At 70.6% G+C, this 20,318-nt stretch carries 19 protein-coding genes and 2 tRNA genes; 13 read left to right on the top strand and 8 right to left on the bottom strand.

The features are described from left to right. The first annotated feature begins 25 nt into the window (after positions 1–25). Complete coding sequence (locus DJ81_RS12065; protein ID WP_094589900.1) at positions 26–1,507, top strand: KaiC domain-containing protein; 1,482 nt, start codon at positions 26–28, stop codon at positions 1,505–1,507. 111 nt (positions 1,508–1,618) lie between these two features. Here DJ81_RS12065 and DJ81_RS12060 read toward each other — a convergent pair. Further along, positions 1,619–1,689, bottom strand: a tRNA-Gly gene (locus DJ81_RS12060). 91 nt (positions 1,690–1,780) lie between these two features. On the opposite strand from DJ81_RS12060, the gene DJ81_RS12055 reads away from it, so the two are divergent. Beyond that, positions 1,781–3,223 (top strand): M28 family metallopeptidase, encoded by a 1,443-nt coding sequence (locus tag DJ81_RS12055; RefSeq protein WP_094589898.1) that lies wholly within the window; start codon positions 1,781–1,783, stop codon positions 3,221–3,223. Positions 3,224–3,264: 41 nt separating this feature from the next. Here the strand turns inward: DJ81_RS12055 and nadE are convergent, their stop codons facing one another. Then, on the bottom strand, positions 3,265–4,257 hold the full coding sequence (gene nadE / locus DJ81_RS12050; protein ID WP_094589896.1) for an NAD(+) synthase: 993 nt from the start codon (positions 4,255–4,257) through the stop codon (positions 3,265–3,267). A gap of 418 nt (positions 4,258–4,675) precedes the next feature. Between nadE and DJ81_RS12045 the strand changes: the two genes are divergently transcribed. Continuing rightward, positions 4,676–5,224: an Rrf2 family transcriptional regulator gene (locus DJ81_RS12045; RefSeq protein WP_094589894.1), complete on the top strand. Its 549-nt coding sequence runs from the start codon at positions 4,676–4,678 to the stop codon at positions 5,222–5,224. Here DJ81_RS12045 and truA read toward each other — a convergent pair. The 3 genes from truA to DJ81_RS12030 all read right to left on the bottom strand — a co-directional run bounded on the left by truA (position 5,221) and on the right by DJ81_RS12030 (position 6,987). After that, positions 5,221–6,135 (bottom strand): tRNA pseudouridine(38-40) synthase TruA, encoded by a 915-nt coding sequence (gene truA, locus DJ81_RS12040; RefSeq protein WP_094589892.1) that lies wholly within the window; start codon positions 6,133–6,135, stop codon positions 5,221–5,223. The two genes, DJ81_RS12045 and truA, sit on opposite strands and share 4 nt — an antisense overlap. Continuing rightward, positions 6,132–6,641, bottom strand: coding sequence for a universal stress protein (locus DJ81_RS12035; RefSeq protein ID WP_094558014.1), 510 nt, complete (start codon positions 6,639–6,641; stop codon positions 6,132–6,134). Before DJ81_RS12035 ends, truA begins: the two co-directional genes overlap by 4 nt. A 145-nt stretch (positions 6,642–6,786) precedes the next feature. Beyond that, on the bottom strand, positions 6,787–6,987 hold the full coding sequence (locus tag DJ81_RS12030) for a XapX domain-containing protein (RefSeq protein ID WP_094589890.1): 201 nt from the start codon (positions 6,985–6,987) through the stop codon (positions 6,787–6,789). A 103-nt stretch (positions 6,988–7,090) separates the two neighbouring features. Between DJ81_RS12030 and DJ81_RS12025 the strand changes: the two genes are divergently transcribed. Beyond that, entirely contained in the window at positions 7,091–7,657 is a 567-nt protein-coding gene (locus DJ81_RS12025) for a peptidylprolyl isomerase (protein ID WP_094524156.1), read from the top strand. A 114-nt stretch (positions 7,658–7,771) separates the two neighbouring features. On the opposite strand, the gene DJ81_RS12020 is transcribed toward DJ81_RS12025, so the two are convergent. The 3 genes from DJ81_RS12020 to DJ81_RS12010 form a co-directional block, all read right to left on the bottom strand. Next, on the bottom strand, positions 7,772–8,719 hold the full coding sequence (locus tag DJ81_RS12020) for a D-2-hydroxyacid dehydrogenase (RefSeq protein WP_094589888.1): 948 nt from the start codon (positions 8,717–8,719) through the stop codon (positions 7,772–7,774). A 171-nt stretch (positions 8,720–8,890) separates the two neighbouring features. Next, complete coding sequence (locus DJ81_RS12015; protein ID WP_094589886.1) at positions 8,891–10,066, bottom strand: cystathionine gamma-synthase; 1,176 nt, start codon at positions 10,064–10,066, stop codon at positions 8,891–8,893. Between the two features lie 93 nt (positions 10,067–10,159). Then, a tRNA-Glu gene (locus DJ81_RS12010) sits at positions 10,160–10,270 on the bottom strand. Positions 10,271–10,464: 194 nt separating this feature from the next. Between DJ81_RS12010 and DJ81_RS12005 the strand changes: the two genes are divergently transcribed. The 9 genes from DJ81_RS12005 (at position 10,465) to DJ81_RS11965 (ending at position 20,317) form a co-directional block, all read left to right on the top strand. Beyond that, the gene (locus DJ81_RS12005) at positions 10,465–11,271 is read left to right on the top strand and encodes an alpha/beta fold hydrolase (RefSeq protein ID WP_094524153.1); all 807 of its coding nucleotides are present in this window, start codon (positions 10,465–10,467) and stop codon (positions 11,269–11,271) included. A 1-nt stretch (position 11,272) separates the two neighbouring features. After that, on the top strand, positions 11,273–12,859 hold the full coding sequence (locus DJ81_RS12000; protein ID WP_094524152.1) for an AMP-binding protein: 1,587 nt from the start codon (positions 11,273–11,275) through the stop codon (positions 12,857–12,859). Positions 12,860–12,992: 133 nt separating this feature from the next. Then, positions 12,993–13,694, top strand: a complete 702-nt coding sequence (locus tag DJ81_RS11995) for a helix-turn-helix domain-containing protein (protein ID WP_094524151.1) — start codon at positions 12,993–12,995, stop codon at positions 13,692–13,694. 152 nt (positions 13,695–13,846) lie between these two features. Continuing rightward, the gene (locus tag DJ81_RS11990) at positions 13,847–15,295 is read left to right on the top strand and encodes an ABC transporter substrate-binding protein (RefSeq protein ID WP_094524150.1); all 1,449 of its coding nucleotides are present in this window, start codon (positions 13,847–13,849) and stop codon (positions 15,293–15,295) included. After that, entirely contained in the window at positions 15,295–16,266 is a 972-nt protein-coding gene (locus DJ81_RS11985; RefSeq protein ID WP_094589884.1) for an ABC transporter ATP-binding protein, read from the top strand. Before DJ81_RS11990 ends, DJ81_RS11985 begins: the two co-directional genes overlap by 1 nt. Continuing rightward, positions 16,263–16,961 (top strand): ABC transporter ATP-binding protein, encoded by a 699-nt coding sequence (locus DJ81_RS11980; protein WP_094524148.1) that lies wholly within the window; start codon positions 16,263–16,265, stop codon positions 16,959–16,961. The genes DJ81_RS11985 and DJ81_RS11980 overlap by 4 nt, the downstream gene beginning before the upstream one ends. Then, positions 16,958–17,992: a branched-chain amino acid ABC transporter permease gene (locus tag DJ81_RS11975; protein ID WP_094524147.1), complete on the top strand. Its 1,035-nt coding sequence runs from the start codon at positions 16,958–16,960 to the stop codon at positions 17,990–17,992. The genes DJ81_RS11980 and DJ81_RS11975 overlap by 4 nt, the downstream gene beginning before the upstream one ends. A gap of 79 nt (positions 17,993–18,071) precedes the next feature. Then, complete coding sequence (locus tag DJ81_RS11970; protein WP_094526458.1) at positions 18,072–19,301, top strand: branched-chain amino acid ABC transporter permease; 1,230 nt, start codon at positions 18,072–18,074, stop codon at positions 19,299–19,301. Next, positions 19,298–20,317, top strand: a complete 1,020-nt coding sequence (locus tag DJ81_RS11965) for a 3-oxoacyl-ACP synthase (RefSeq protein ID WP_094589882.1) — start codon at positions 19,298–19,300, stop codon at positions 20,315–20,317. Before DJ81_RS11970 ends, DJ81_RS11965 begins: the two co-directional genes overlap by 4 nt. Position 20,318 lies beyond the last annotated feature (1 nt).

Here is a 20,318-nt window from a genome sequence, read left to right as displayed (position 1 = left end):
CGACCGCCCACGGCCGGCTGAAACGATGAGCGAAGAGGACGACTGGTTCGAGCGCGCGCTGCGCGACCTCGACGACGAGTCCGACCGCTCGGGAGACGCCGAGGCCGACGATCTCGGGAGCGAAGACGCCGAGACCGACGACGCCGAGGCGGTGGGCGACGACGCCGAGACCGACGATGCCGAGGCGGTGGGCGACGACGCCGAGGCGGTGGGCGACGAATCCGGTAGCGACGAGGCTCCGGACCGCGGGGAGGGGGACGACCCGTTCGGCGGAGTCCGCGACGGGACGGACGAGACCGACGAGACTGGCCCGGAAGGCGGTGACGACGGCGGCGCTGAGAGCGACTCACTCGGCGGGGGATCGTTCGGTGACGACGATCCGTTCGGCGGAAGAGAGTTCGGTGAGCCTGGATCGCCGGGCGAGGCGACCGGCGAGGACTTCGGCGGCGGCGACGACTTCGGCGGCGGCGAGGACTTCGGCGGCGAGGAGTTCAGTGAGGACGATTTCGGCGGCGGCGACGACCTCGGTGACGACGACTTCGGCGGGGACGCTTTCGGTGACCCGGACCCGTCCGGTGCGGACGAGAGCGCGGGGGATCCGCTCGGCGGCGCCACCGGGCCGGACGGCGACGACCCGTTCGGCGGCGGGTCCTTCGGCGAGGACGACCCGTTCGGCGGGTATCGAAACCGCGCTCCGGGCGGATCCGACGGCTTCGGCGAGTTCGGCGGCGGTGACGGCGCGGGCGGTGCCGGCGGCGCCGGCGGCGCCGAGCCCGGATTCGACGTCGACCCCGACGAGTTCGAGTCCTCGATCGAGCGCACCGACGTGGGCATCGAGGGACTCGACGAGATGATCCTCGGCGGCGTCCCGCGTCGCTCCCTGCTCTCCGTCATCGGCGGGGCGGGGACGGGGAAGACGACGTTCGCGCTCCAGTTCCTCAACGAGGCGCTCGAATCCGGGGGCAAGGGCGTGTACATCACGTTAGAGCAGACGCGCGAGTCGATCCTCTCGACCGCGTCGGAGAAGGGGTGGACGTTCCGCGACCACGCCGACGAGGGGCGCCTCGCCGTCGTCGCCATCGACCCCATCGAGATGGCGAACTCGCTGGCCTCGATCCGGAACGACCTCATCCGCCTCATCGCCGACTTCGACGCCGACCGGCTGGTGCTCGACTCCGTCTCGCTGCTGGAGATGATGTACGACCACCCGGCGAAGCGGCGCTCTGAGGTGTTCGGCTTCACCCGGTCGCTGAAGGAGGCCGGCGTGACGACGCTGTTGACCTCGGAGGCCAGCGAGGAGAACCCCTACGCCTCCCGGCACGGGATCGTCGAGTACCTCACCGACGCGGTGTTCGTGCTCCAGTACATCCGCGGCTCTGACTTCCGCGAGACGCGGCTCGCCGTCGAGATCCAGAAGATCCGCGACGCGAACCACTCGCGGGAGACGAAGCCGTACGAGATCACTGACACCGGCATCTCCGTCTACGGGCAGGCGAACATCTTCTAGTCGGGCGCGCGTTCCGTCCGCCCCGTGCCGCCGCTCGCGTCGCGCCGGTCGCTGCGCGCGACTGATAGGGTTCAATTCCGTCCGGTGATTTCTCTCACTACGTTCGAGAAATGCACCGTCCGGGAATTGAACCCGGGCTATTAGCTTGGGAAGCTAATGTCCTACCACTGGACCAACGGTGCTCGCCCGGAATTATCCGACGACCACACTTTAACATAGCGTTTCCGGTGCCGGGAGCCACATGCTTAACAGGCTGCCGGGGCAGTCTGTAGCATGCACTCGCAGCCGACCGAAGCCGACGTGTCCGCCGACGCGGAGGCCGTCGAGCGCGTCCGCGAGCGACGCGCCGCGCTCGCCCCCGCGCTCGGCCGGACGTGGACGGACGACGAACCGTGGCGCTTCCTCACCGACCTCACCGCGATCGGGAGCCGCATGGCCGGCAGCGACGGGGAGCGCCGGGCGGCGGGGGTCGTCGCGGCGGCGTTCGAGCGCGCGGGGCTCGCCGACGTCGACACCGAGCCCTTCGAACTGGACGCGTGGGAGCGCGGACGCGCGTCGCTTCGCGTTCGGGTCCCGAACCGGAACGGCGAGGGCTCGGTCCGCGAGTTCGAGTCGATCGCGCTCCCGTACTCGCCCGCCGGCGAAGTCTCCGGGGAGCTCGTCGACGTGGGGTACGGCACCCCCGCCGAGATCGACGAGCGCGACGTCGAGGGGCGGATCGCCGTCGCCTCGACGACGACGCCGGACGGTCGGTTCGTCCACCGGATGGAGAAGTTCGGGTACGCAATCGAGGCGGGCGCGGTCGGCTTCGTCTTCGTCAACCACCTCGACGGGCAGCTCCCGCCGACGGGCTCGCTGACGTTCGGCGGGGAGGCCGACGCTGTCGCGGTCGGCGTCTCCAAGGAGTCCGGCGCGTGGCTCCGGGAGTACGCGGCCGGCGGAGGCGGCGCGGGCGGGACGCACGTCGCGAGCGACGCGGCCGCCGAGGCCGAGCTCACCGTCGAGGCGACGACCGAGCCCGGCGAGAGCCGGAACGTCGTCGGCCGCGTCGGGCCCGACACGGACGAGCGGCTCCTGTTGCTCGCCCACTACGACGGCCACGACATCGCGGAGGGGGCGCTCGACAACGGCTGCGGGATCGCGACCGTGGCGACCGCGGCGGGGATCCTGACCGAAGCGGAGCTCCCGATCGGCGTCGACGTCGTCGCCGTCGGCGCCGAGGAGGTCGGGCTCCTCGGCGCGGAGCACCTGGCCGAGACGGTCGACCTCGACCGGATACGGGGCGTGATCAACGTCGACGGCGCGGGGCGCCACCGGGACCTCGTCGCGCTCGCGCACGCCTCCGACGCGGCCGCGTCGGTCGCGAGGTCGGTGTCGACGGCGACCCGCCAGCCGATCGCGGTGGACGCGGAGCCGCACCCGTTCTCCGACCAGTGGCCGTTCGTCCGCCGCGGGGTGCCGGCGCTCCAGCTTCACAGCGACTCCGGCGACCGCGGCCGCGGCTGGGGTCACACGCACGCGGACACGCGAGACAAGGTCGACGACCGGAACGTCCGGGAGCACGCGATGCTGACGGCGCTGCTCGTCTGCGAGTTCGCGGCCGCCGAGCGCGACGTGCCCCGGCTCGACCGCGAGGAACTCGTCGCCGAGTTCCGCGACGCCGACTTCGAGACGGGGATGCGCGCGGCCGACCTCTGGCCCGACGGCTGGGAGTAGCGCGCGTCAGTCGTGCGGTACGGAGGGAGCGACGGAGGGGGCTACGGCCCGCGCCCGGTCGGCACGGTCGGCGTCGTGCGCTTGTGAGCCGTGGCCCGGTGTCGGTCGAGAAGGTCGGCGACGGTCTCCTCGTCGACGTCGACGCCGCCCTCCTCGTCGACGTCAACGTCGTCCTCCTCGCCGTCCGACAGCCGCTCCGCGATCGCCGCGGCGCCGAGCCCGCGGTCGACGCCGAGCCGGAGCACGCGGTCGATGACCTCGTACGGGGCGCCCAGATCGTCGGCGTCGCGCTGTCCGGGGAGGAATCCCGCGGTCGGCGGCTTCTCGACGACGAACTCGGGGACGTCGAGCTCGGACGCGAGGGCGCGGACCTCGGTCTTGTACAGGTGCCCGATCGGGTGCACGTCCGCACCGCCGTCGCCGTGTTTCGTGAAGTAGCCGAGCAGCAGCTCGCTCCGGTTGGCCGTCCCGCAGACGAGGCGGTCCGTCGCGTTCGCGGCGAGGTACGCGAGCGTCATCCGGAGCCGGGCGACGGCGTTGCCGGACAGGACCGGTTCGTCGTGGAGGTCGAATCTGTCGGGCGCGACCGCGCCGAGCTGCGCGAACAGCGAATGGAGGTGGACCGTGTCGTGATCGATCCCGAGCGCCTCGGCCAGTGCCTCGGCGTCGCGAGCGTGGTGCGCGCCGACCTTATTACACGGGAGTATCAGCCCGTACACGCGGTCGGCGCCGAGCGCCTCGACGGCCAGCGCCGCGGTCACCGTGGAGTCGAGCCCGCCGCTCATGTTGACCACGACCCCCTCGGCACCGGCGGCCGCGACCCGCGACTCCAGGAACGAGCGGACCCGCTCGCGCTCGTCACCGGGGTCGCGGAGGCGACGGTCCCCGTCGCCGGTGACGTCGTCGGGAACGGACTCGCCGGCGTGCGGTCCGTCGGTCGCAGCCGTCTCGTCGCGAGCGTCCGACCGGACCGAACTCGCGGCGCGCCCGTCTAACGAGTCGCCCTCGAAGGCGGGAGACCCCCGATCACTCATCGTTCGGGCCTCCGGTCGTCCCCGTCGTCGCTCCGCGGTTCCACGGCGTGGCGCGGTCCGGGACCGCAGCTCGGCGGGGACCCGACCGCGGTCGACCGTCGGTTCGACGATTCATGTTCGGCTCCCGCTTCCGAACGGACGGGTAAATATCCACGGTGCCAACTATATAAGGTATTGTGAGAATTATCTCAGATACCAGTGTAAATACGGAATACTGATAAAGAAATTCGGGGTCATACAGCGAAAGATAGCTGATACGCAGATTGTGTCTCATATGGAGTAGCAGGAGTTCTGTTCTCTATGCATTTTGGCACTAATAACATATGTTTGTGGGATTACTCGGCGCTCAATTACTGTATCAAGAATATAAGGTGCGTAGAAGCAAACGTTTATTCATATCAATTTGTTGGGTTCGTGTATGCCGACGATACAGCTCACGACGAGTCAGAAACGCGTCTTGACCGCGCTCGTGAACCTCGCGGAAAACGCCGATCTCCCGGTCTCCGGGGGTGACATCGCCGAGTCGATCGATCGCAAAGCCGGCACGGTCCGGAACCGGATGCAGAGCCTTCGGGACCTCCGGCTGGTCGAGGGCGTCCCGGGGCCCGACGGCGGGTACGTCCCCACCGACGGCGCCTACGAGACTCTCGGCGTCGAGCGGATGGACGACGCCGAGACCACGCCGGTCGCCGTCGATGGCGACCCGGTAGAGGGCGTGAACGTCGAGGAGATCGACCTCTCCAGCGTCGCCAACCCCGAACTCTGCCGCGCTGAGTTGGTGATCCGCGGTCCGGTCGGTCCCTTCGAGGCCGGCGATCACGTCACCGTCGGTCCGACGCCGGCCGCCGGGCTGCGCCTCTCGGGGACCGTCGACGCCACGAACGTCGACGGCAACACCCTCCTCCTGCGCGTCGACGGGATGGAGACCCCGTCCGCCGACGCCGCCGAGGTGAGCGCGGCCGACTAAGAGGCGTCGCCGTCGCGGCGCTCCGCGGACTCGACGCGGTCCCCCGACGCGATCCGGTCCCGGATCGCCCCCGTCGCGGCGGCGGCGTGACGGGCCGTCTGGTACCGCTCTCCGAAGGCGACGCCGGCGCTCTCGGCGGCCTCCCGGTCGACGTCGAAGGCGACCCCGTCGTACGCGACGTCCCACAGCACCAGCGGCTCGGGCGGCGCGGGGCCGACGCCGAGTTCCCCCGGCACCGGCTCCGCGTCGAGCAGGCGGTCGATCCGCGACGGCTCGGTGTGGCCCCGTCCGACCGCCCGGACCGCGGCGACGAGCCGGCGGACCAGCGCGCGCGGGAAGCCGTCGGCGGCGACTTCGACCACGAGCAGGTCGCCGTCCCGGGACGCGGTCGCGGTCAGGTTCCGGACGGTCCCCGCGTCGTCGCTCGTCAGGTTGTGGAAGTCGTGGCGGCCCGAGAGCCGACCGAGGGCGTCGCGGACGCGTCCGTCGTCCACGGCCCCGTCGGGGGCCGGCGAGGAGGCACCCGCCGCGGGCGCGTAGAGGTGGTACCGGTACGTCCGCCGGACCGCGTCGTGCGTCGCGTGGAACCCGTCCCGGACGTCCGCGGCCGCCCAGACGCGCACCGATCCCGGGAGGTGCCCGTTGAACGCCCGCGGCGTGAGCCACGTCGGCGCCTCGAACGCGACCGTCTGCGCGACCGCGGAGACCCCGGCGTCGGTGCGGCCCGCCGCGGCGTAGCCCGGCGGCGTCGCGTGCGTCGGCCCGTCCCCGCGATCGAGCAGTCCGTGTTCCGCGAGCGCCCGGAGGAGGGTGCCTTCGACGGTCGTCGCGTGGGGCTGGCGCTGGAAGCCGGCGTACTCGCGGCCGTCGTACGCGACCCGGAACGCGCGAGTCGTCGCGGCGGCGGTCACGTCCCGTCTGCGGACCGGTCGTCGCCCCCGTCGGCGTCGCCCGTCGTCGCATCCTCGCCCGTCGTCGCGTCGTCGCCGTCCACGGCCATCGGCACGGTGACGACGGGAACGGAAGAGACCCGGACTATCTTCTCGGTGACGCTTCCGAGGAGGACTCGCCGGAGGCCGCTGCGAGTGTGGCTCGGCATCACGACGATGTCGGCGCCGGTGTCCTCGATGGCGGCCTCGATGATGTCGATCGGCTCGCCCTGCCTGACGTCGCCGACGACGTCGACCCCCGCGTCATCGAGCTCCGCGGTCACCGTCTCGACGCGCTTTCGCGCGGCGTCCTCGATCCGTTCGGCGAACGCTCCGGCCTGCGGCCCGCCGAGCGTCTGCGCCAGCGTGTCGACCGCGGAGACGACGTGGACGGTGGCGTCGTAGCGCTCGGCGAGGCTGGCGGCGTGCGGGACGGCGTCGTTCGACTCGCCGCCGGGCGCGACCGGGAGGAGGATGTCGTCGTACATACCCGGCACTGCTCGGGCCGGGTGCAAAACGATACCGGCCGTTCGAGCGAGCGGCGCAGTCGACCCGCGAGCGGGACGGATCGGCGGGTGGAGGCGGCCGAAGCGACGGGTGGAGGCGGCCGAAGCGACGGGTGAGGGCGGACCGTTACAGCCCGAGCGCGTCGAGCAGGTCGAAGCCCACATCGACGTAGCCGACGAGTTTGAAGCCGAGATAGATCCCGACGATCGCCATCACGCCCGGTAACTCCGGCGGGGCGGGGATCGGGACGCGGAGGAACGCGAACAGCGCGCCGACCGTCACCCCGACGAGAAGCGCGGCGGCGGTCAGGACGGTGGTCGAACCCATGTCGACGCGTCGGCGACGTCCGTTTATAAACGCGGTGTTCGCGGTCGGGGACGCGGCGGCGGGGATGGGTAGGGTTTTCCGACGCGCGTCCCTTCACGGCGACATGGCACGAGAGGTTTCCAACCCCGACAACCCGCAGGTGACGCTCCAGACGAACCACGGCGACGTCGTCGTCGAGCTGTTCGCCGACCGCGCCCCGAAGACGGTCGAGAACTTCCTCGGACTGGCGCGTCACGACCCCGCCGCGGACGCCGACCCCGCGCGCGACACCAACACGTGGGAAGACCCCGAGAGCGGCGAGGTCCGCGGCGACTCGCTGTACGAGGGGAACGTCTTCCACCGCGTCATCGAGGACTTCATGATCCAGGGCGGCGACCCGCAGGAGAACGGCCGCGGCGGCCCCGGCTACCAGTTCGACGACGAGTTCCACGACGACCTCACCCACGACGGTCCGGGGATCCTCTCGATGGCGAACTCCGGCCCGAACACGAACGGCTCGCAGTTCTTCATCACGCTTGACGCGACCCCGCACCTCGACGGCAAGCACGCCGTCTTCGGCCAGGTCATCGACGGGATGGACGTCGTCGAAGAGATCGGCGCCGTCCCGACCGACCGACGCGACGAGCCCCGCGACACGGTCGAGATCGAGCAGGTCGCCGTCGACGAGTAGACCGGCGCCGCGGTCCCCGATGTCGACGCCGCGGTCCCCGATGTCGACGCCGCGGTCCCCGATGTCGACGCCGCGGTCCCCGATGTCGACGCCGCGGTCCGCCGTCCGAGTATCTTATACTACCCGATTCTCAAGCTCCTCGCCGTCATCGAGCCGGGTGAGGTTGCCGGCGAGGATGTCGGCGACGCGGTCGTAGTAGTGCGGCGTGTGGCCGGCGTTGTGCGGGGTGATCGTGGCGTTCCCGAGCCCCCACAGCGGGTGGTCCTCCGGGAGGGGTTCGGGGTCGGTCACGTCGAGGGCGGCCCCTCTAATCCGGCTGTTCCTGAGCGAGGAGACCAAGGCGTCGGTGTCGACGATCGGCCCGCGCGCCACGTTTATCAGGACGGCGTCGGAGCGCATCGTTTTGAGCGCCTCCGTGTCGACGATCCCCCGCGTCGTCTCGGTGAGCGGGCACGCGAGCACCACGTACTCGGCGTCGGCGATCCCCTCGTGGAACTCGTCGAAGCCGTACACCGCGTCGGCCGGGCCGCCCTTCTCGGGCGAGTACCGGACGCCGACCGCCTCGACGTCGAACGACGCCAGCCGTTCGAGGACCGTCTGCCCGATGGCGCCGAGCCCGACGACGGCGACCGTCGAGCCGTACACCTCGGTCGTCTCGTAGGTGCGCCACTCGCGGTCCGCCTGCTGGCGGTGCGCGCGCGGCCACCGGCGGGCGTGCGTGATCATCGACCCGACGACGTACTCGGCGATGTTCGGGCCGTGGACGCCGGAGGCGTTCGTCACGGCGACGCCGCGGTCCGCGAGCGCCTCGCGCGGGAGGTGCCCGGTCCCGGCGAACACGCAGGCGAACAGTTCGAGCTCCTCGGCGGCCGCCAACAGCTCCTCGTCGATGTGGAGCCCCACCGCGGCGCGGGCGTTCGCGATCAGCTCGCGCTCCTCCGCCGGCGTCCGCGCCAGCGCGATCTCGCGGTCGGGGAGTCGCTCGCGGAGCGACGCGACGAGGTCCGACGCGTCCGATCCGTGGATCGTCTGTCGCAGCACGAGGACGTCTGGATCGCTCATGGCGACGCCACTCGGCGCGACCGTTATAAAGGGTGCCCGTGCGGCGAAGGGTGCCGGATTCGGGGCGCGCGGCGGCCGGTCCGGAAGGTGGCCGGTCCGGAAGGTGGCCGGTGCGGGGCGAGGCCGTTGTGGGGCGCGGCCGTTGTGGGGCGCGGCCGCGGCGGAGTTCGGTTACTCTAGGGCCGCGTCGAACGCGGCCTGCAGGTCCGCCTTCATGTCGTCGACGTGTTCGAGGCCGACGGAGACGCGGATGAGTCCGTCCGTGAGCCCCGCCGCGAGACGCTCCTCGCGCGGGATCGCGGCGTGGGTCATCGCGGCCGGCTGCTCGATGAGGCTCTCGACCCCGCCGAGCGACTCCGCGAGGGTGAACACCTCGGTCTCGCTCACGACGGTCGACGCCTGATCGAGGCTCCCGTCGAACTCGAAGGAGAGCATGCCGCCGAACGCGTCCATCTGCTCTGCGGCGAGCTCGTGGTCCGGGTGGCTCTCCAGGCCGGGGTAGTAGACGCGGCTCACGTCGTCGTGGGACTCGAGCCACTCCGCGAGCGCCGCGGCGTTCTCGCAGTGGCGGTCCATCCGCACCGGGAGCGTCTTCGTCCCGCGGAGCACGAGGAAGCAGTCGAACGGGCCGGGGGTCGCGCCCACCGAGTTCTGGTAGAAGCCGAGTCGCTCGTCGAGTCCCTCGTCGTCGACGATGAGCGCGCCGCCGATCGTGTCGGAGTGGCCGCCGAGGTACTTCGTCAGCGACTGGCAGACGACGTCGGCGCCGTGTTCGAGCGGACGCTGGAGGTACGGGGTCGCGAACGTGTTGTCGACCGCACAGAGCGCGTCGTTGGCGTGGGCGATGTCCGCGAGCGCGCCGATGTCGTTGACGTTCATCAGGGGGTTCGTCGGCGTCTCGACCCAAACCAGCTCCGTCTCCTCCCGTACCGCGTCCCGCACGGCGTCGTGGTCGGTGGTGTCGACGAAGGTGGTGTCGACGTCGTACTCGTCGTACACCTGCGTGAGGATGCGGTGGGTGCCGCCGTACACGTCGTCGCCGGCGACGACGTGGTCGCCCGCCGACAGCAGGTTCAGGACGGTGTTGATCGCGCCCATGCCCGAGGAGAAGCAGCGCGCGTGGCTCCCCGACTCCAGCGACGCGAGGTTCGCCTCCAAGTCGGTCCGCGTCGGGTTCCCGGTCCGGCTGTACTCGTAGCCGCGGTGGTCGCCCGGTCCGTCCTGCTCGTACGTGGAGTTCGCGTGGATCGGCGTCATCAGCGCGCCGGTCTCGGGGTCGGGCTCCTGTCCCGCGTGGATCGCGCGGGTCTCGAAGCGCGGGTCGTCGCCTTCGGGGTCGTCGCTCATATCGGGGACTCGTCGGCGAGCGTGGTGATTCTTCCCCTTCGGAGCGGCGGTGGCCGAACGGACCCGTCGCTGCCGGAGCGGTTTCGCGAGAAGTGCTCGGTCAGGGATTTGAACCCTGGTCGTCGGCTGACTTCCGAACCGGCGCACCGATGCGCCGCATCCGTCGAAAGGCCAACATGATTGGCCGGACTACACCAACCGAGCGCGATTTCCGCTTGTGCCGCATCCGATTTAACTCTTCTCAACTCCCGTCACCGTGGGACGCCTCGACAGGGGCTTCGTCCCCGGATTCCGCCCCGCCGTCGAGAGCGGTCGGCGCGTTGAGTCCGCTTGACACCGGTGGGGTGGTTGAAACGTTAACGTGCGGGTTGATGCGGCGCGACCCCGTCTGTACTGGTATGCCGAGAGCGACACGCGACGGCGTCGCGATAAATTACGCCGTCGACGGGAAAAGCGACGGCGCGACGGTCCTCCTCTTAGAGGGGCTGGGGTACGGTCGCTGGATGTGGCGGTGGCTGACCGAGGACCTCGCGGACGGGTACGAGGTGCTCCGTCCCGACAACCGCGGGACCGGCGACTCCGACGTCCCGGAGGGGCCGTACGCGATCGCCGAGATGGCGGCCGACGCGCGGGCCGTGCTCGACGACCGCGGCGTCGACCGGGTGCACGTCTGCGGCGCCTCGATGGGCGGCATGATCGCGCAGGAGCTCGCGCTGACCGACGAGCGGGTCGCCTCGCTGACCCTGCTTTGCACCTCGCCAGGCGGCGAGGGCGCGGCCGAGACGCCGCCCGAGGTTCAAGATCACATCTTCTCCGCGCCCGAGGACGCGGACCCGCGGGAGCGGATCCGGTACCTGATGGAGCCCGCGGTGAGCGACGGGTTCTACGAGCGCGAGCCGGAGCTCGTCGATCGGATCGTCGACTGGCGGCTGTCGGGCGACGCGACGCCCGCGGGCCGGGAGGCGCAGGCCGCCGCGGTCGCCGCGTTCGACGCGTCCGACCGGCTCGGCGAGCTGTCGGTCCCGACGCTGGTGGTCCACGGCACCGCCGACCGGGTGCTCCCGGTCGAGAACGCGGACCGTCTGGCCGAACTCATCCGGCACGCGACGGTCGAACGGATCGAGGGCGGGCCCCACCTTTTCTTCATCGAGGAGCGGGACGCCGTCGACGACAGGATCCGGTCGTTCCTCGACGGGGTCGCCTGAGATGGCCGGGAACGATCCGCGGAGTGGCGGGGAGGGAGCCGACGACCCCCGGCCGCACCCGCACGGCGACCGGGCGTACGAGTGGGTGGGGTCGCTGTCGGCGCGCCGAGCGCGACTCTCGCCCGACCGCGTCGCCGTCACGGACACGGCCGCGGGCGAGGAGTACACGTACGCCGACCTCGACGAGCGCGCCAACCGCACCGCGCGGTTCCTCCGCGAGGTCGGCGTCGGGAAGGGCGACCGCGTGGCCGTCGTCTCGCGGAATCGCGTGGAGCTGCTCGACCTGTTCTTCGCGACGGCGAAGGTCGGGGCGGTGTTGGCCCCACTCTCCCACCGGCTCGCGGAGCGCGAGCTCGCGGCGGTCCTCGGCGACGTCGACCCCGCGCTCCTCGCGGCCGAGACGCCGTTCGAGGGCGACGTGGTCGACGCCTTGGAGCGCGCCGACGTCGAGCCCCCGGTGCGCGCGATCGCGACCGACGCGGACAACGCGTGGCGCACGCTCGGGGCTGACCTCCCCGACGACGGTTCGCCGGTCGAGACCGCCGCCGTCTCGCTCGCCGACCCGCACCTCTTCCTCCACACCGGCGGTTCGACGGGCACGCCGAAGGAGACGGTGATCAGCCACGGCGCGATCCGCTGGAACGCGTTCAACACGATCACGGCGTGGGGGCTCCGCGAGGACGACGTGACGCCGATGGTGTTCCCGATGTTCCACACCGGCGGGTGGAACGTGCTCACCGTCCCCTTCCTCCAGATGGGGGCGCGGATCCTGTTGAGCCCCGAGGTCGATCCCGGCCGCGTCCTCGCCGACGTCGAGCGCGAACGCGCGACGACGCTCGTCGCGGTCCCCGCGGTGCTCCGGATGATGGCGCGCCACGACGAGTGGGCCGACACCGATCTCTCCTCCCTGCGGTTCGTCAAGAGCGGGGGCGGGCCGTGCCGCGAGAGCGTCATCGACGCGTGGCGCGACCGCGGCGTGGAAATATCGCAGGGGTACGGGCTCACGGAGTGCGGCCCGAACAACTTCGCGATGCCCGACGGCTTCCCGCCGGAGAAGACCGCCAGCGTCGGCGTGCCCGCGCTCGCGGTCGACGCGCGCGTGGTCGACGAGGACGGCCCGGTCCCGGACGGGACCGTCGGCGAGCTTGAATTGGCCGGCCCCGCGGCGGCGGACCGCTACTGGAACGACGACGAGGAGACGGCCGAGACGTTCGGCGACTGGGTCTCGACGGGCGATCTGGCCCGCGTCGACGCGGACGGCTACTACCACATCGAGGGTCGCAAGAAGAACATGTTCGTCTCCGGCGGGGAGAACGTCTACCCGCCGCGAGTCGAGGACGCGCTCACGGATCACCCCGAGATCGAGGAGGCCGTCGTGATCGGGATTCCGAGCGAGGAGTGGGGGACCGTCGGGAAGGCGGTGGTCGTGGGCGACGAGTCGCTGACGCTCGACGACCTGCGCTCGCACCTCGCCTCCCGCGTCGCCCGGTACGCGGTGCCGAAGGGGCTCGCGTTCGTCGAGGAGATGCCGACGTCGGGCCCGTCGAAGATCGACCGGGCGGCGATCGAGGAGCGGTTCGGGGAGTGACGGTCCGACGCGACCGAGCCGAGCGTGCCGGGAACGAGCTGTCGGGCGCTATCCCGCCGTTTTCGGCCGTCTCACGACGTGGCGGGCGTCCCACAGGAACAACCGTTATATATGTGGGAGATAAGGGGAGGCCATGATCGACGTCACGATGGATATGGAGCAGTTCGACTGCCCGTTCATCGACACCTCCGCGGACCACGACGTCGGGTTCTCCGCGATGCATTGGCAGCTCGACACGGCGGCCGAACAGCTGGAGACCCGACTGCTCGTCGAGTCGTCCGACCGCTACGAGCTGAGCGAGGGCCTGCAGAGGCTCCGCGACCACGAGAACATGGCCGAGTACCGCCTGTTCTCGAAGCGGGACGACACCGCGATCATCCGGACGGTCATCGAGGAGACGAACGCGATGTCGACGATCACCGACCACGGCGGCTACATCACGGGCCCGTTCCGGATCGCCGACGGCTCCGAGCAGTGGCAGGTCGGCTTCGACGACGACGAGACCACGGAGGCGGCGCTACACGACTTGGAGAAGGGCAACGAGTTCGTGGTCGAGGACCGCTCGGAGCTGTCGATGGAGTCGCTGTTCGACACCATGCGCAACGCGAACGCGGCCTCCACGATGTTGGAGGCCTGCCGCGACCTCACCGACGTCGAGCGCGAGACCATCGAGACGGCGGCGGACGCCGGCTACTTCGAGTCGCCGCGAGAGGCGACCCTCTCGACGCTCGCCGACGAGTTCGACGTGTCGACGGCGGCGGTCTCGAAGAACATGCGCCGCGGCGAGAAGAAACTGCTCCGTAGCGTCGTGCAGGCGCTCGACCGGATGAACTGAGCCGGGCGACTGCGGTCGACTGAGTCCGTGACTCGCCCGGCCCCTTGATTCTCCGCGTGAGCGAGCGTTTTCGCCTGATCCCTCGCGGTTTCGCGTCGCTTGTTAACATCTTAACTCGGCCCCTTTTGCCGGTGTGTCTCATCGGTATGCGTATGCGAGACGTAACCACGCGACGGTCGTATCTTCGACGAACTGGCGCCGCGGTCGGCGGAGTCGGACTCGCAGGACTCGCCGGCTGCTCCGGAAACGGCGGCGACGGGAGCGACGGCGGGAGCGGCGACGGCGGCGACGGCGGCTCCGGCGACGGCGAAGACGGGGGATCCGGCGACGGAGAGGACGGAGGCGACGGCGGAGACCTCTCCGGGGAGACGCTCCGGATCGGGGCGCTGCAGCCGACCTCCGGTGACCTCCAGTACTACGGCCAGATCAGCCTCATGGGGTTCTACTCCGGGCTGGCGTACAAACACGACGTCGATCCGATCGAGGAGCTCACGCCGGGCACCTACACGCTGGAGACGGACGACGGCCCGACCTACGAGATCATCGTCGAGGACACCCAGTTCAGCCCCGACACCGCACAGAACGTCGCGACGAACCTCGTGCTCGACGAGGACGTCGACGTCCTCTTCGGGGGCACGTCCTCGGACAGCGCGCGGCGCCTGATCGACACCGTCGTCGACGAGTCCGAGGTCCCGTACCTCATCGGTCCCGCGGCCGACGCGGGCATCACGGTGAACGAGGAGTTCTGTCACCCGCTGGCGTTCCGCGCGAGCGAGCACACCGCGATGGACGCGCGTGCGGGCGGCACGTACGTCGCCGAGAACTTCGACATCGACACGGTCGCGGTGTTCGCGTCCGACAACGCCTTCGGACAGAGCGTCGCGGAGAACTACACCGCGGTCCTCGAGAGTCAGGGCGTCGAGGTGCTGGAGCCGCGGTTCGTCGAGGTCGGCTACTCCGAGTTCGACGGGCTCTTCGAGGAGGCCGTCTCGAACGGCGCGTCCGGCGTCGTCGGCGGGTTCACGGCGTCGACGCTGCCGCAGTTCCTCACCTCGGCGATCTCGTTCGACGTGCAGGTGTTCGGCGGGTTCGCGGCGCTGCTGACGACCCAGCTCATCGGCGGCACGATCGAGTCGGCGCTCGGCGAGGGCTTCACCGAGCAGGACATCAAGGACGCCGGGCTCGGTCCGTTCACCAGCCGGTACCACTGGAACCAGTACGAGAACCCGATCAACGAGGAGTTCCGACAGATGCACATCGACGCGTACGACATCGTCCCCGACCTGTTCAGCTCGGGGACGTTCACCGCCGCCTCCGCCCTCTCGCAGGCCGTCACGGAGTCCGGGTCGACGGACGGCGCCGACGTCGCGGAGGCGCTGCGCGGGATGACCGTCGCCGACACGCCGAAGGGCGCCGACGGCTACACCTTCCAGGGCCACAACAACCAAGGCGCCTCCCAGATGACCGTCGCCTGGCCGGTCCCCACGAGCGACGAGTTCGCCGAGACGTGGGACGCGCCCATCATGCCCGGCGAGCCGCTCGAACGGCTCGACGCCGAGGACGTCATGGTCCCCGAGGAGGACGCCAGCTGCTCGCTGTGATGCTGCTCGAAACCGACGGGCTGACGAAGCGGTTCGGCGGGATCACGGCGGTCGACGGGGTCGACTTCGCGCTGGAGTCCGGCGAGCTCTGCTCGCTCATCGGCCCGAACGGCGCCGGGAAGACGACGTTCTTCAACCTCCTCACTGGAGTGTTGGAGCCGTCCGACGGCGCGATCCGGTTCGCACCGGGCGCGGGAGCCGGCGAGGGCGGCCAGGCCGGCGAGGGCGGAGACGGCGGGGTCGGCACCCGCGACATAACGGACGCCTCGCCTCACGAGACGGCGCTGGCCGGGATCCACCGGTCGTACCAGATCACGAACCTCTTCCCGACGCTCACGGTGCTGGAAAACGTCCGGATCGCGGCGCAGGCGGCGCGGGGCGGCGACGCCTGGAAGCTCTGGCGCAACGTTCGGTCGTTCGACGCGCATTACGAGGAGGCCCACCAAATCCTCGACCGGATCGGACTCGATGGAGCGGCCGACGCCGTCGCGGAGAACCTCAGTCACGGCGAGAAACGGAGCCTGGAGGTCGGCGTCGCGCTCGCCGGCGACCCGGACCTGCTCCTGCTCGACGAGCCGACCGCCGGGGTCTCCAGCGAGGGGGTCGACGACGTGGTCGCGCTGATCGAGGACGTCGCCGCCGACCACTCCGTGATGCTGATCGAACACAACATGGACGTGGTGATGGGCATCTCCGACCGAATCGCGGTGCTCCACCGCGGCGAGCTCATCGCCGACGGCCCGCCCGAGTCGGTCCGGAACGACCCGGCCGTCAGGGAGGCGTATCTCGGCGGCTACGGCCGCGAGGGCGACGCCACAGGCGAGGAGCAGAGCGGCGGGACCGACGGCGACGGCTCCGCGGCGGCGACCGACGGCGGTCGTCGCGTCGACCGGCCGACAGGGCGAGCCCCGCCGGCCGAACGGGGCCGAGCGTCTGGGCGAACGCCGAACCGCGGAGGTGGCGGCCGGTGAGCGTGTTGGAGTTCGAGGGCGTCCACACGTACTACGGCGAGAGCCACATCCTGCAGGGGCTCGACCTGACCGTCGAAGACGACGAGATCGTCGCGCTCGTCGGTCGCAACGGGGTCGGCAAGACGACGACGCTACGGACCGCGCTCGGGCTGACGCCGCCGCGGCGCGGGACGGTCCGATTCAAAGGCGAGGACGTCACCGGCCGCGAGCCCCACGAGATCGCCGGCGGCGGAATGGGGTGGGTGCCGGAGGACCGGCGGGTGTTCGCGCACCTGACCGTCGCGGAGAACCTCCGCGTCGCCGCCCACGCCGCCGCCGACCCGGACGCCCGGATAGGGGAGGCGTACGACCTCTTCCCGGCCCTTGAGCGGTTCGCCGACAAGGAGGCCGGCGACCTCAGCGGCGGCCAACAGCAGATGCTCGCGATCGCCCGCGGGATGCTCGGCGACAACGACCTGCTGCTCGTCGACGAGCCCAGCGAGGGGCTCGCGCCGCAGATCGTGAGCGACGTCGTCGAGGCGCTCCGCGCGGCCTCCGCGGACACGACGATGGTACTCGTCGAGCAGAACTTCCGGCTCGCGATGGACCTGGCCGACCGGTTTTACCTCGTCGACCACGGCGTCGTCGTCGAGGAGGGCGACACCGACGGCGTCACGAGCGAGGACGAGCGCATCCGGAGGTACCTCACCGCATGAGCGCGACCGCGCTCTCCCTCGGCGTCGCGGACCCGGCCCCGCTGCTCGCGACGGGCGGCGCCGCCGACGGGCTCCGGACCGCGGTCCGCGTCCTCGTCGAAGGGCTCGGCAAGGCCGCCGTCTACTTCACCATCGCGGTGGGGCTCACACTCGTGTTCGGGCTGATGGGCGTGCTCAACTTCGCCCACGGCGCCGTCACGATGGTCGGCGCGTACCTCGGCGGGCTCGTGCTCGTTCTGGTCGTCGGCTCCGGGACGGGGACGCTCGCGACGATCGGCGTCTTCTTCGCCGCGATGGCGATCGTCTTCGCCGTCACCACCGCGGCGGGCAGTCTCATCGAGCTGAAGCTGATCCGACCGATCTACGACCGCACGCCGACCTACCAGATCCTGCTGACGTTCGGCGTCTCGCTGATCATCGAGGAGGTCGCGCGGATCGTGTTGACGCTGCGGGGCATCCAGCCGGACCCGCAGTGGCAGGCGCCGATGGGTACCGCGCCGGACGTGCTGCTGGGACGGACCGACTTCCTCGGGATCGCAGTGCGGCGGCTCTACCTGTTCGAGGTGCTGATCGGCGGCGTCGTCCTCGTCGCCGTCTGGCTGTTCCTCACCCGGACGCTGTACGGATTATACATCCGGGCCGGGAGCGAGGACACCGAGATGGTGCAGGCGCTCGGGATCGACGTCCGCCGGGCGTTCACCGTCGTCTTCGGCGTCGGGACGGGCCTCGCCGCGGTCGGCGGGGTCCTGCTGATGTGGGACCCGATCTGGGGGCCGAGCGTCCTGCTGAGCATCGACGTGCTCCTGTACGCGTTCGTCGTCGTGATCATCGGCGGGCTCGGGAGCTTCCGCGGCACCGTCGTCGCCGCGGGGATCGTTGGCATCGCGGACTCGGTGACGACGTGGCTGTTCACGACCGGCGTCGTCACCTTCTCCGGCCTCTCCGAGGTGACGATCTTCCTGCTGTTAGTCGGCATGCTGATCGTCAGGCCGCAGGGCCTCTACGGCGTCGAGGAGGTGGGCGGCCATTAGCGACCCCGACTCCTCCGCCGACGACGCGGGGGCCGACGCCGGGCGCGACGACGCGGAAGTCAGCGATGTCGACCGCGCCGTGACCCTCGCCGACTACGCCCGGGACCACGCGGTCCACGCCGCCGTCGTCCTCGTCTTCTTCCTGTACCCGCCGGTCAACGGCGCGCTGGAGTCGTCGCCGCTGGCGGCCGAGACGGCGGCGTTCCTCCCGGGGATCACGTTCATGATCGCCGTGTTGTACATGGGGCTGTTCGCGATGAGCTTCGACTTCGTCAGCGGCTACACGGGCTACCTCTCGTTCGGCCACGCCGCGTTCTACGGCACCGGGGCGTACTTCGTCGTGCTCGCGGCGAACGGGCAGATCCCCGGGATCCCGGGCGGGACGCCGTTCATGATCACGCTGCTGCTCGGCGCGCTGCTCGCGGCGCTGCTGGCGCTGGTCATCGGCTCGGTCTCGTTCCGGCTCACGGGGGTGTACTTCGCGATGATCACGCTCGGGTTCGCGCAGGTGATCTACGAGCTGATCCGCTCGTGGGGGTACGTCTCCACGAACCCCCAAGAGGGGGCGACGATCGGGGGCGACGGGCTCGCGATCGGCGTCCCGTACGTCGACGCGCTGAGCCTCCGGGTCGGACGGCTCACCGGCACCAGCGTCGAGAATCTACTCGGCCTGGGGATCGACGTCTCCGCGACGGTGGTCTCCTACTACGCGCTGGGCGCCGTCGTCTTAGCCTCGTACTTCGCGATGCAGCGGATCCTCCACTCGCCGTTCGGGCGGGTGATGGTCGCCATCCGCGAGAACGAGGAGCGCGCCCGCGCCGTCGGCTATCCGACCTACCGGTTCAAACTGGCCGCGTTCGCGATCAGCGGCTTCTTCGGGGCGGTCGCCGGCGGGATCTTCGCCGCGTACGCCCGGTCGGTGTCGCCGGACAACTCCTACTTCTTCCTCGTCACCGCCGACGCGCTGATCACGACGATCATCGGCGGGTTCGGCACGCTGGCGGGACCGCTGTTCGGCACGGCGTTCCACCAGTGGCTAGAGGACGTGCTCTCGACCGAGAGCGGCGGTCTCGCGACCTACATCCGTGAAGGGGTCCCGGCGACCGTCCTCGAGACCGACGTCTTCGGGCTCAGCGTCGAGCTGTTCGTCAACACCGCTCTGGCCGGACGAGCGCCGCTTTACCTCGGGATCGTCTTCGTGCTCTTCGTGCTGTTCGTCCCCAACGGGATCCTCGGCACGGTGCGCGACCGGCTCGGGGGGACCGTCGGCAAGCGCCTGCCGGAGCGGCTACGGAGGTACCGCCGATGACGGTCGGAATCACCGGCCTCGGGACGTACGTGCCGCCCGACACGATCACCGGCGCGGAGATCGCCGAGATCAGCGGGATCCCCGAGGAGGTCGTCGTCGAGAAGATGGGCGTGACCGAGAAGCACGTCTGCCCGCGAGACGGGGACCACGCGACGGACATGGCCGAGCAGGCGGCCCGCGAGGCGCTCGCGGACGCCGACGTCGACCCGACCGCGGTCGACCTCCTCCTCTACCACGGCTCGGAGTTCAAAGACCACGTGGTGTGGTCGGCCGCGGCCGCGATAGCCGAGGCGTTGGGCGCCGAGAACGCCTACGCCACCGAGAGCTACACGCTATGTGCCGGCGCCCCGATAGCGCTCCGGCAGGCGGCGGCTCAGCTCGCGGTCGAGGAGACCGACACCGCGCTGCTCGTCTCGGCGAGCCGGGAGGAGGACCTCGTCGACTACGAGGACGAGGACGCGTCGTTCATGTTCAACTTCGGGAGCGGCGCGAGCGCGTTCGTCGTCGAGGCCGACCCCGGCGACCGCGCCCGCGCGACGGTCCACGAGAGCGCGGCCGAGACGGACGGCTCCTTCGCCGACGACGTCGTGATGCCCGCTGGCGGGTCGAAGCGCCCGCCGAGCGAGGCGACGGTGCGCGAGGGGCTCCACGCGCTGCAGGTCCCCGACCCCGACGGGATGAAGGAGCGACTGGGCCCGGTCTCGCTGCCGGCGTTCCGCTCCGTCGCCGACGAGGCGCTGTCGCGGTCGGGGTTCGAGCGGACCGACCTCGACTTCGTCGCGCTCACGCACATGAAGCGGTCCTTCCACGACCTGGTGCTGGAGGAGCTCGGGCTCGACCCCGAGCGGGACGGCTACTACCTCGACGAGTACGGCCACGTCCAGAGCGTCGATCAGGCGCTCGCCGTCGAGGAGGGGCTGGCCGACGGTCGGCTTGCAGACGGCGACCTCGTCTGCTTCCTCGCCGCGGGCACCGGGTACACGTGGGCGGCGACGGTGCTCCGCTGGCACGGGTAGC

Origin of the sequence: Halorubrum sp. Hd13, from assembly GCF_002252755.1 — an archaeon.
Taxonomy (GTDB): Archaea; Halobacteriota; Halobacteria; order Halobacteriales; family Haloferacaceae; genus Halorubrum.
This window is presented reverse-complemented; position numbering and strand designations above follow the sequence as displayed.

Excerpts from the sequence above, each read along its gene's own strand:
- DJ81_RS12020 (WP_094589888.1), bottom strand. The coding sequence starts at position 8,719 with ATGAGCGATCCAGACGTCCTCGTGCTGCGACAGACGATCCACGGATCG.
- DJ81_RS12015 (WP_094589886.1), bottom strand. The coding sequence starts at position 10,066 with ATGAGCGACGACCCCGAAGGCGACGACCCGCGCTTCGAGACCCGCGCG.
- DJ81_RS11965 (WP_094589882.1), top strand. The coding sequence starts at position 19,298 with ATGACGGTCGGAATCACCGGCCTCGGGACGTACGTGCCGCCCGACACG.
- DJ81_RS12025 (WP_094524156.1), top strand. The coding sequence starts at position 7,091 with ATGGCACGAGAGGTTTCCAACCCCGACAACCCGCAGGTGACGCTCCAG.
- DJ81_RS12005 (WP_094524153.1), top strand. The coding sequence starts at position 10,465 with ATGCCGAGAGCGACACGCGACGGCGTCGCGATAAATTACGCCGTCGAC.
- DJ81_RS12065 (WP_094589900.1), top strand. The coding sequence starts at position 26 with ATGAGCGAAGAGGACGACTGGTTCGAGCGCGCGCTGCGCGACCTCGAC.
- DJ81_RS12035 (WP_094558014.1), bottom strand. The coding sequence starts at position 6,641 with ATGTACGACGACATCCTCCTCCCGGTCGCGCCCGGCGGCGAGTCGAAC.
- DJ81_RS11975 (WP_094524147.1), top strand. The coding sequence starts at position 16,958 with ATGAGCGCGACCGCGCTCTCCCTCGGCGTCGCGGACCCGGCCCCGCTG.
- nadE (WP_094589896.1), bottom strand. The coding sequence starts at position 4,257 with ATGAGTGATCGGGGGTCTCCCGCCTTCGAGGGCGACTCGTTAGACGGG.
- DJ81_RS12055 (WP_094589898.1), top strand. The coding sequence starts at position 1,781 with ATGCACTCGCAGCCGACCGAAGCCGACGTGTCCGCCGACGCGGAGGCC.
- DJ81_RS12000 (WP_094524152.1), top strand. The coding sequence starts at position 11,273 with ATGGCCGGGAACGATCCGCGGAGTGGCGGGGAGGGAGCCGACGACCCC.
- DJ81_RS12030 (WP_094589890.1), bottom strand. The coding sequence starts at position 6,987 with ATGGGTTCGACCACCGTCCTGACCGCCGCCGCGCTTCTCGTCGGGGTG.
- DJ81_RS11985 (WP_094589884.1), top strand. The coding sequence starts at position 15,295 with ATGCTGCTCGAAACCGACGGGCTGACGAAGCGGTTCGGCGGGATCACG.
- DJ81_RS11990 (WP_094524150.1), top strand. The coding sequence starts at position 13,847 with ATGCGAGACGTAACCACGCGACGGTCGTATCTTCGACGAACTGGCGCC.
- DJ81_RS11995 (WP_094524151.1), top strand. The coding sequence starts at position 12,993 with ATGATCGACGTCACGATGGATATGGAGCAGTTCGACTGCCCGTTCATC.
- DJ81_RS12045 (WP_094589894.1), top strand. The coding sequence starts at position 4,676 with ATGCCGACGATACAGCTCACGACGAGTCAGAAACGCGTCTTGACCGCG.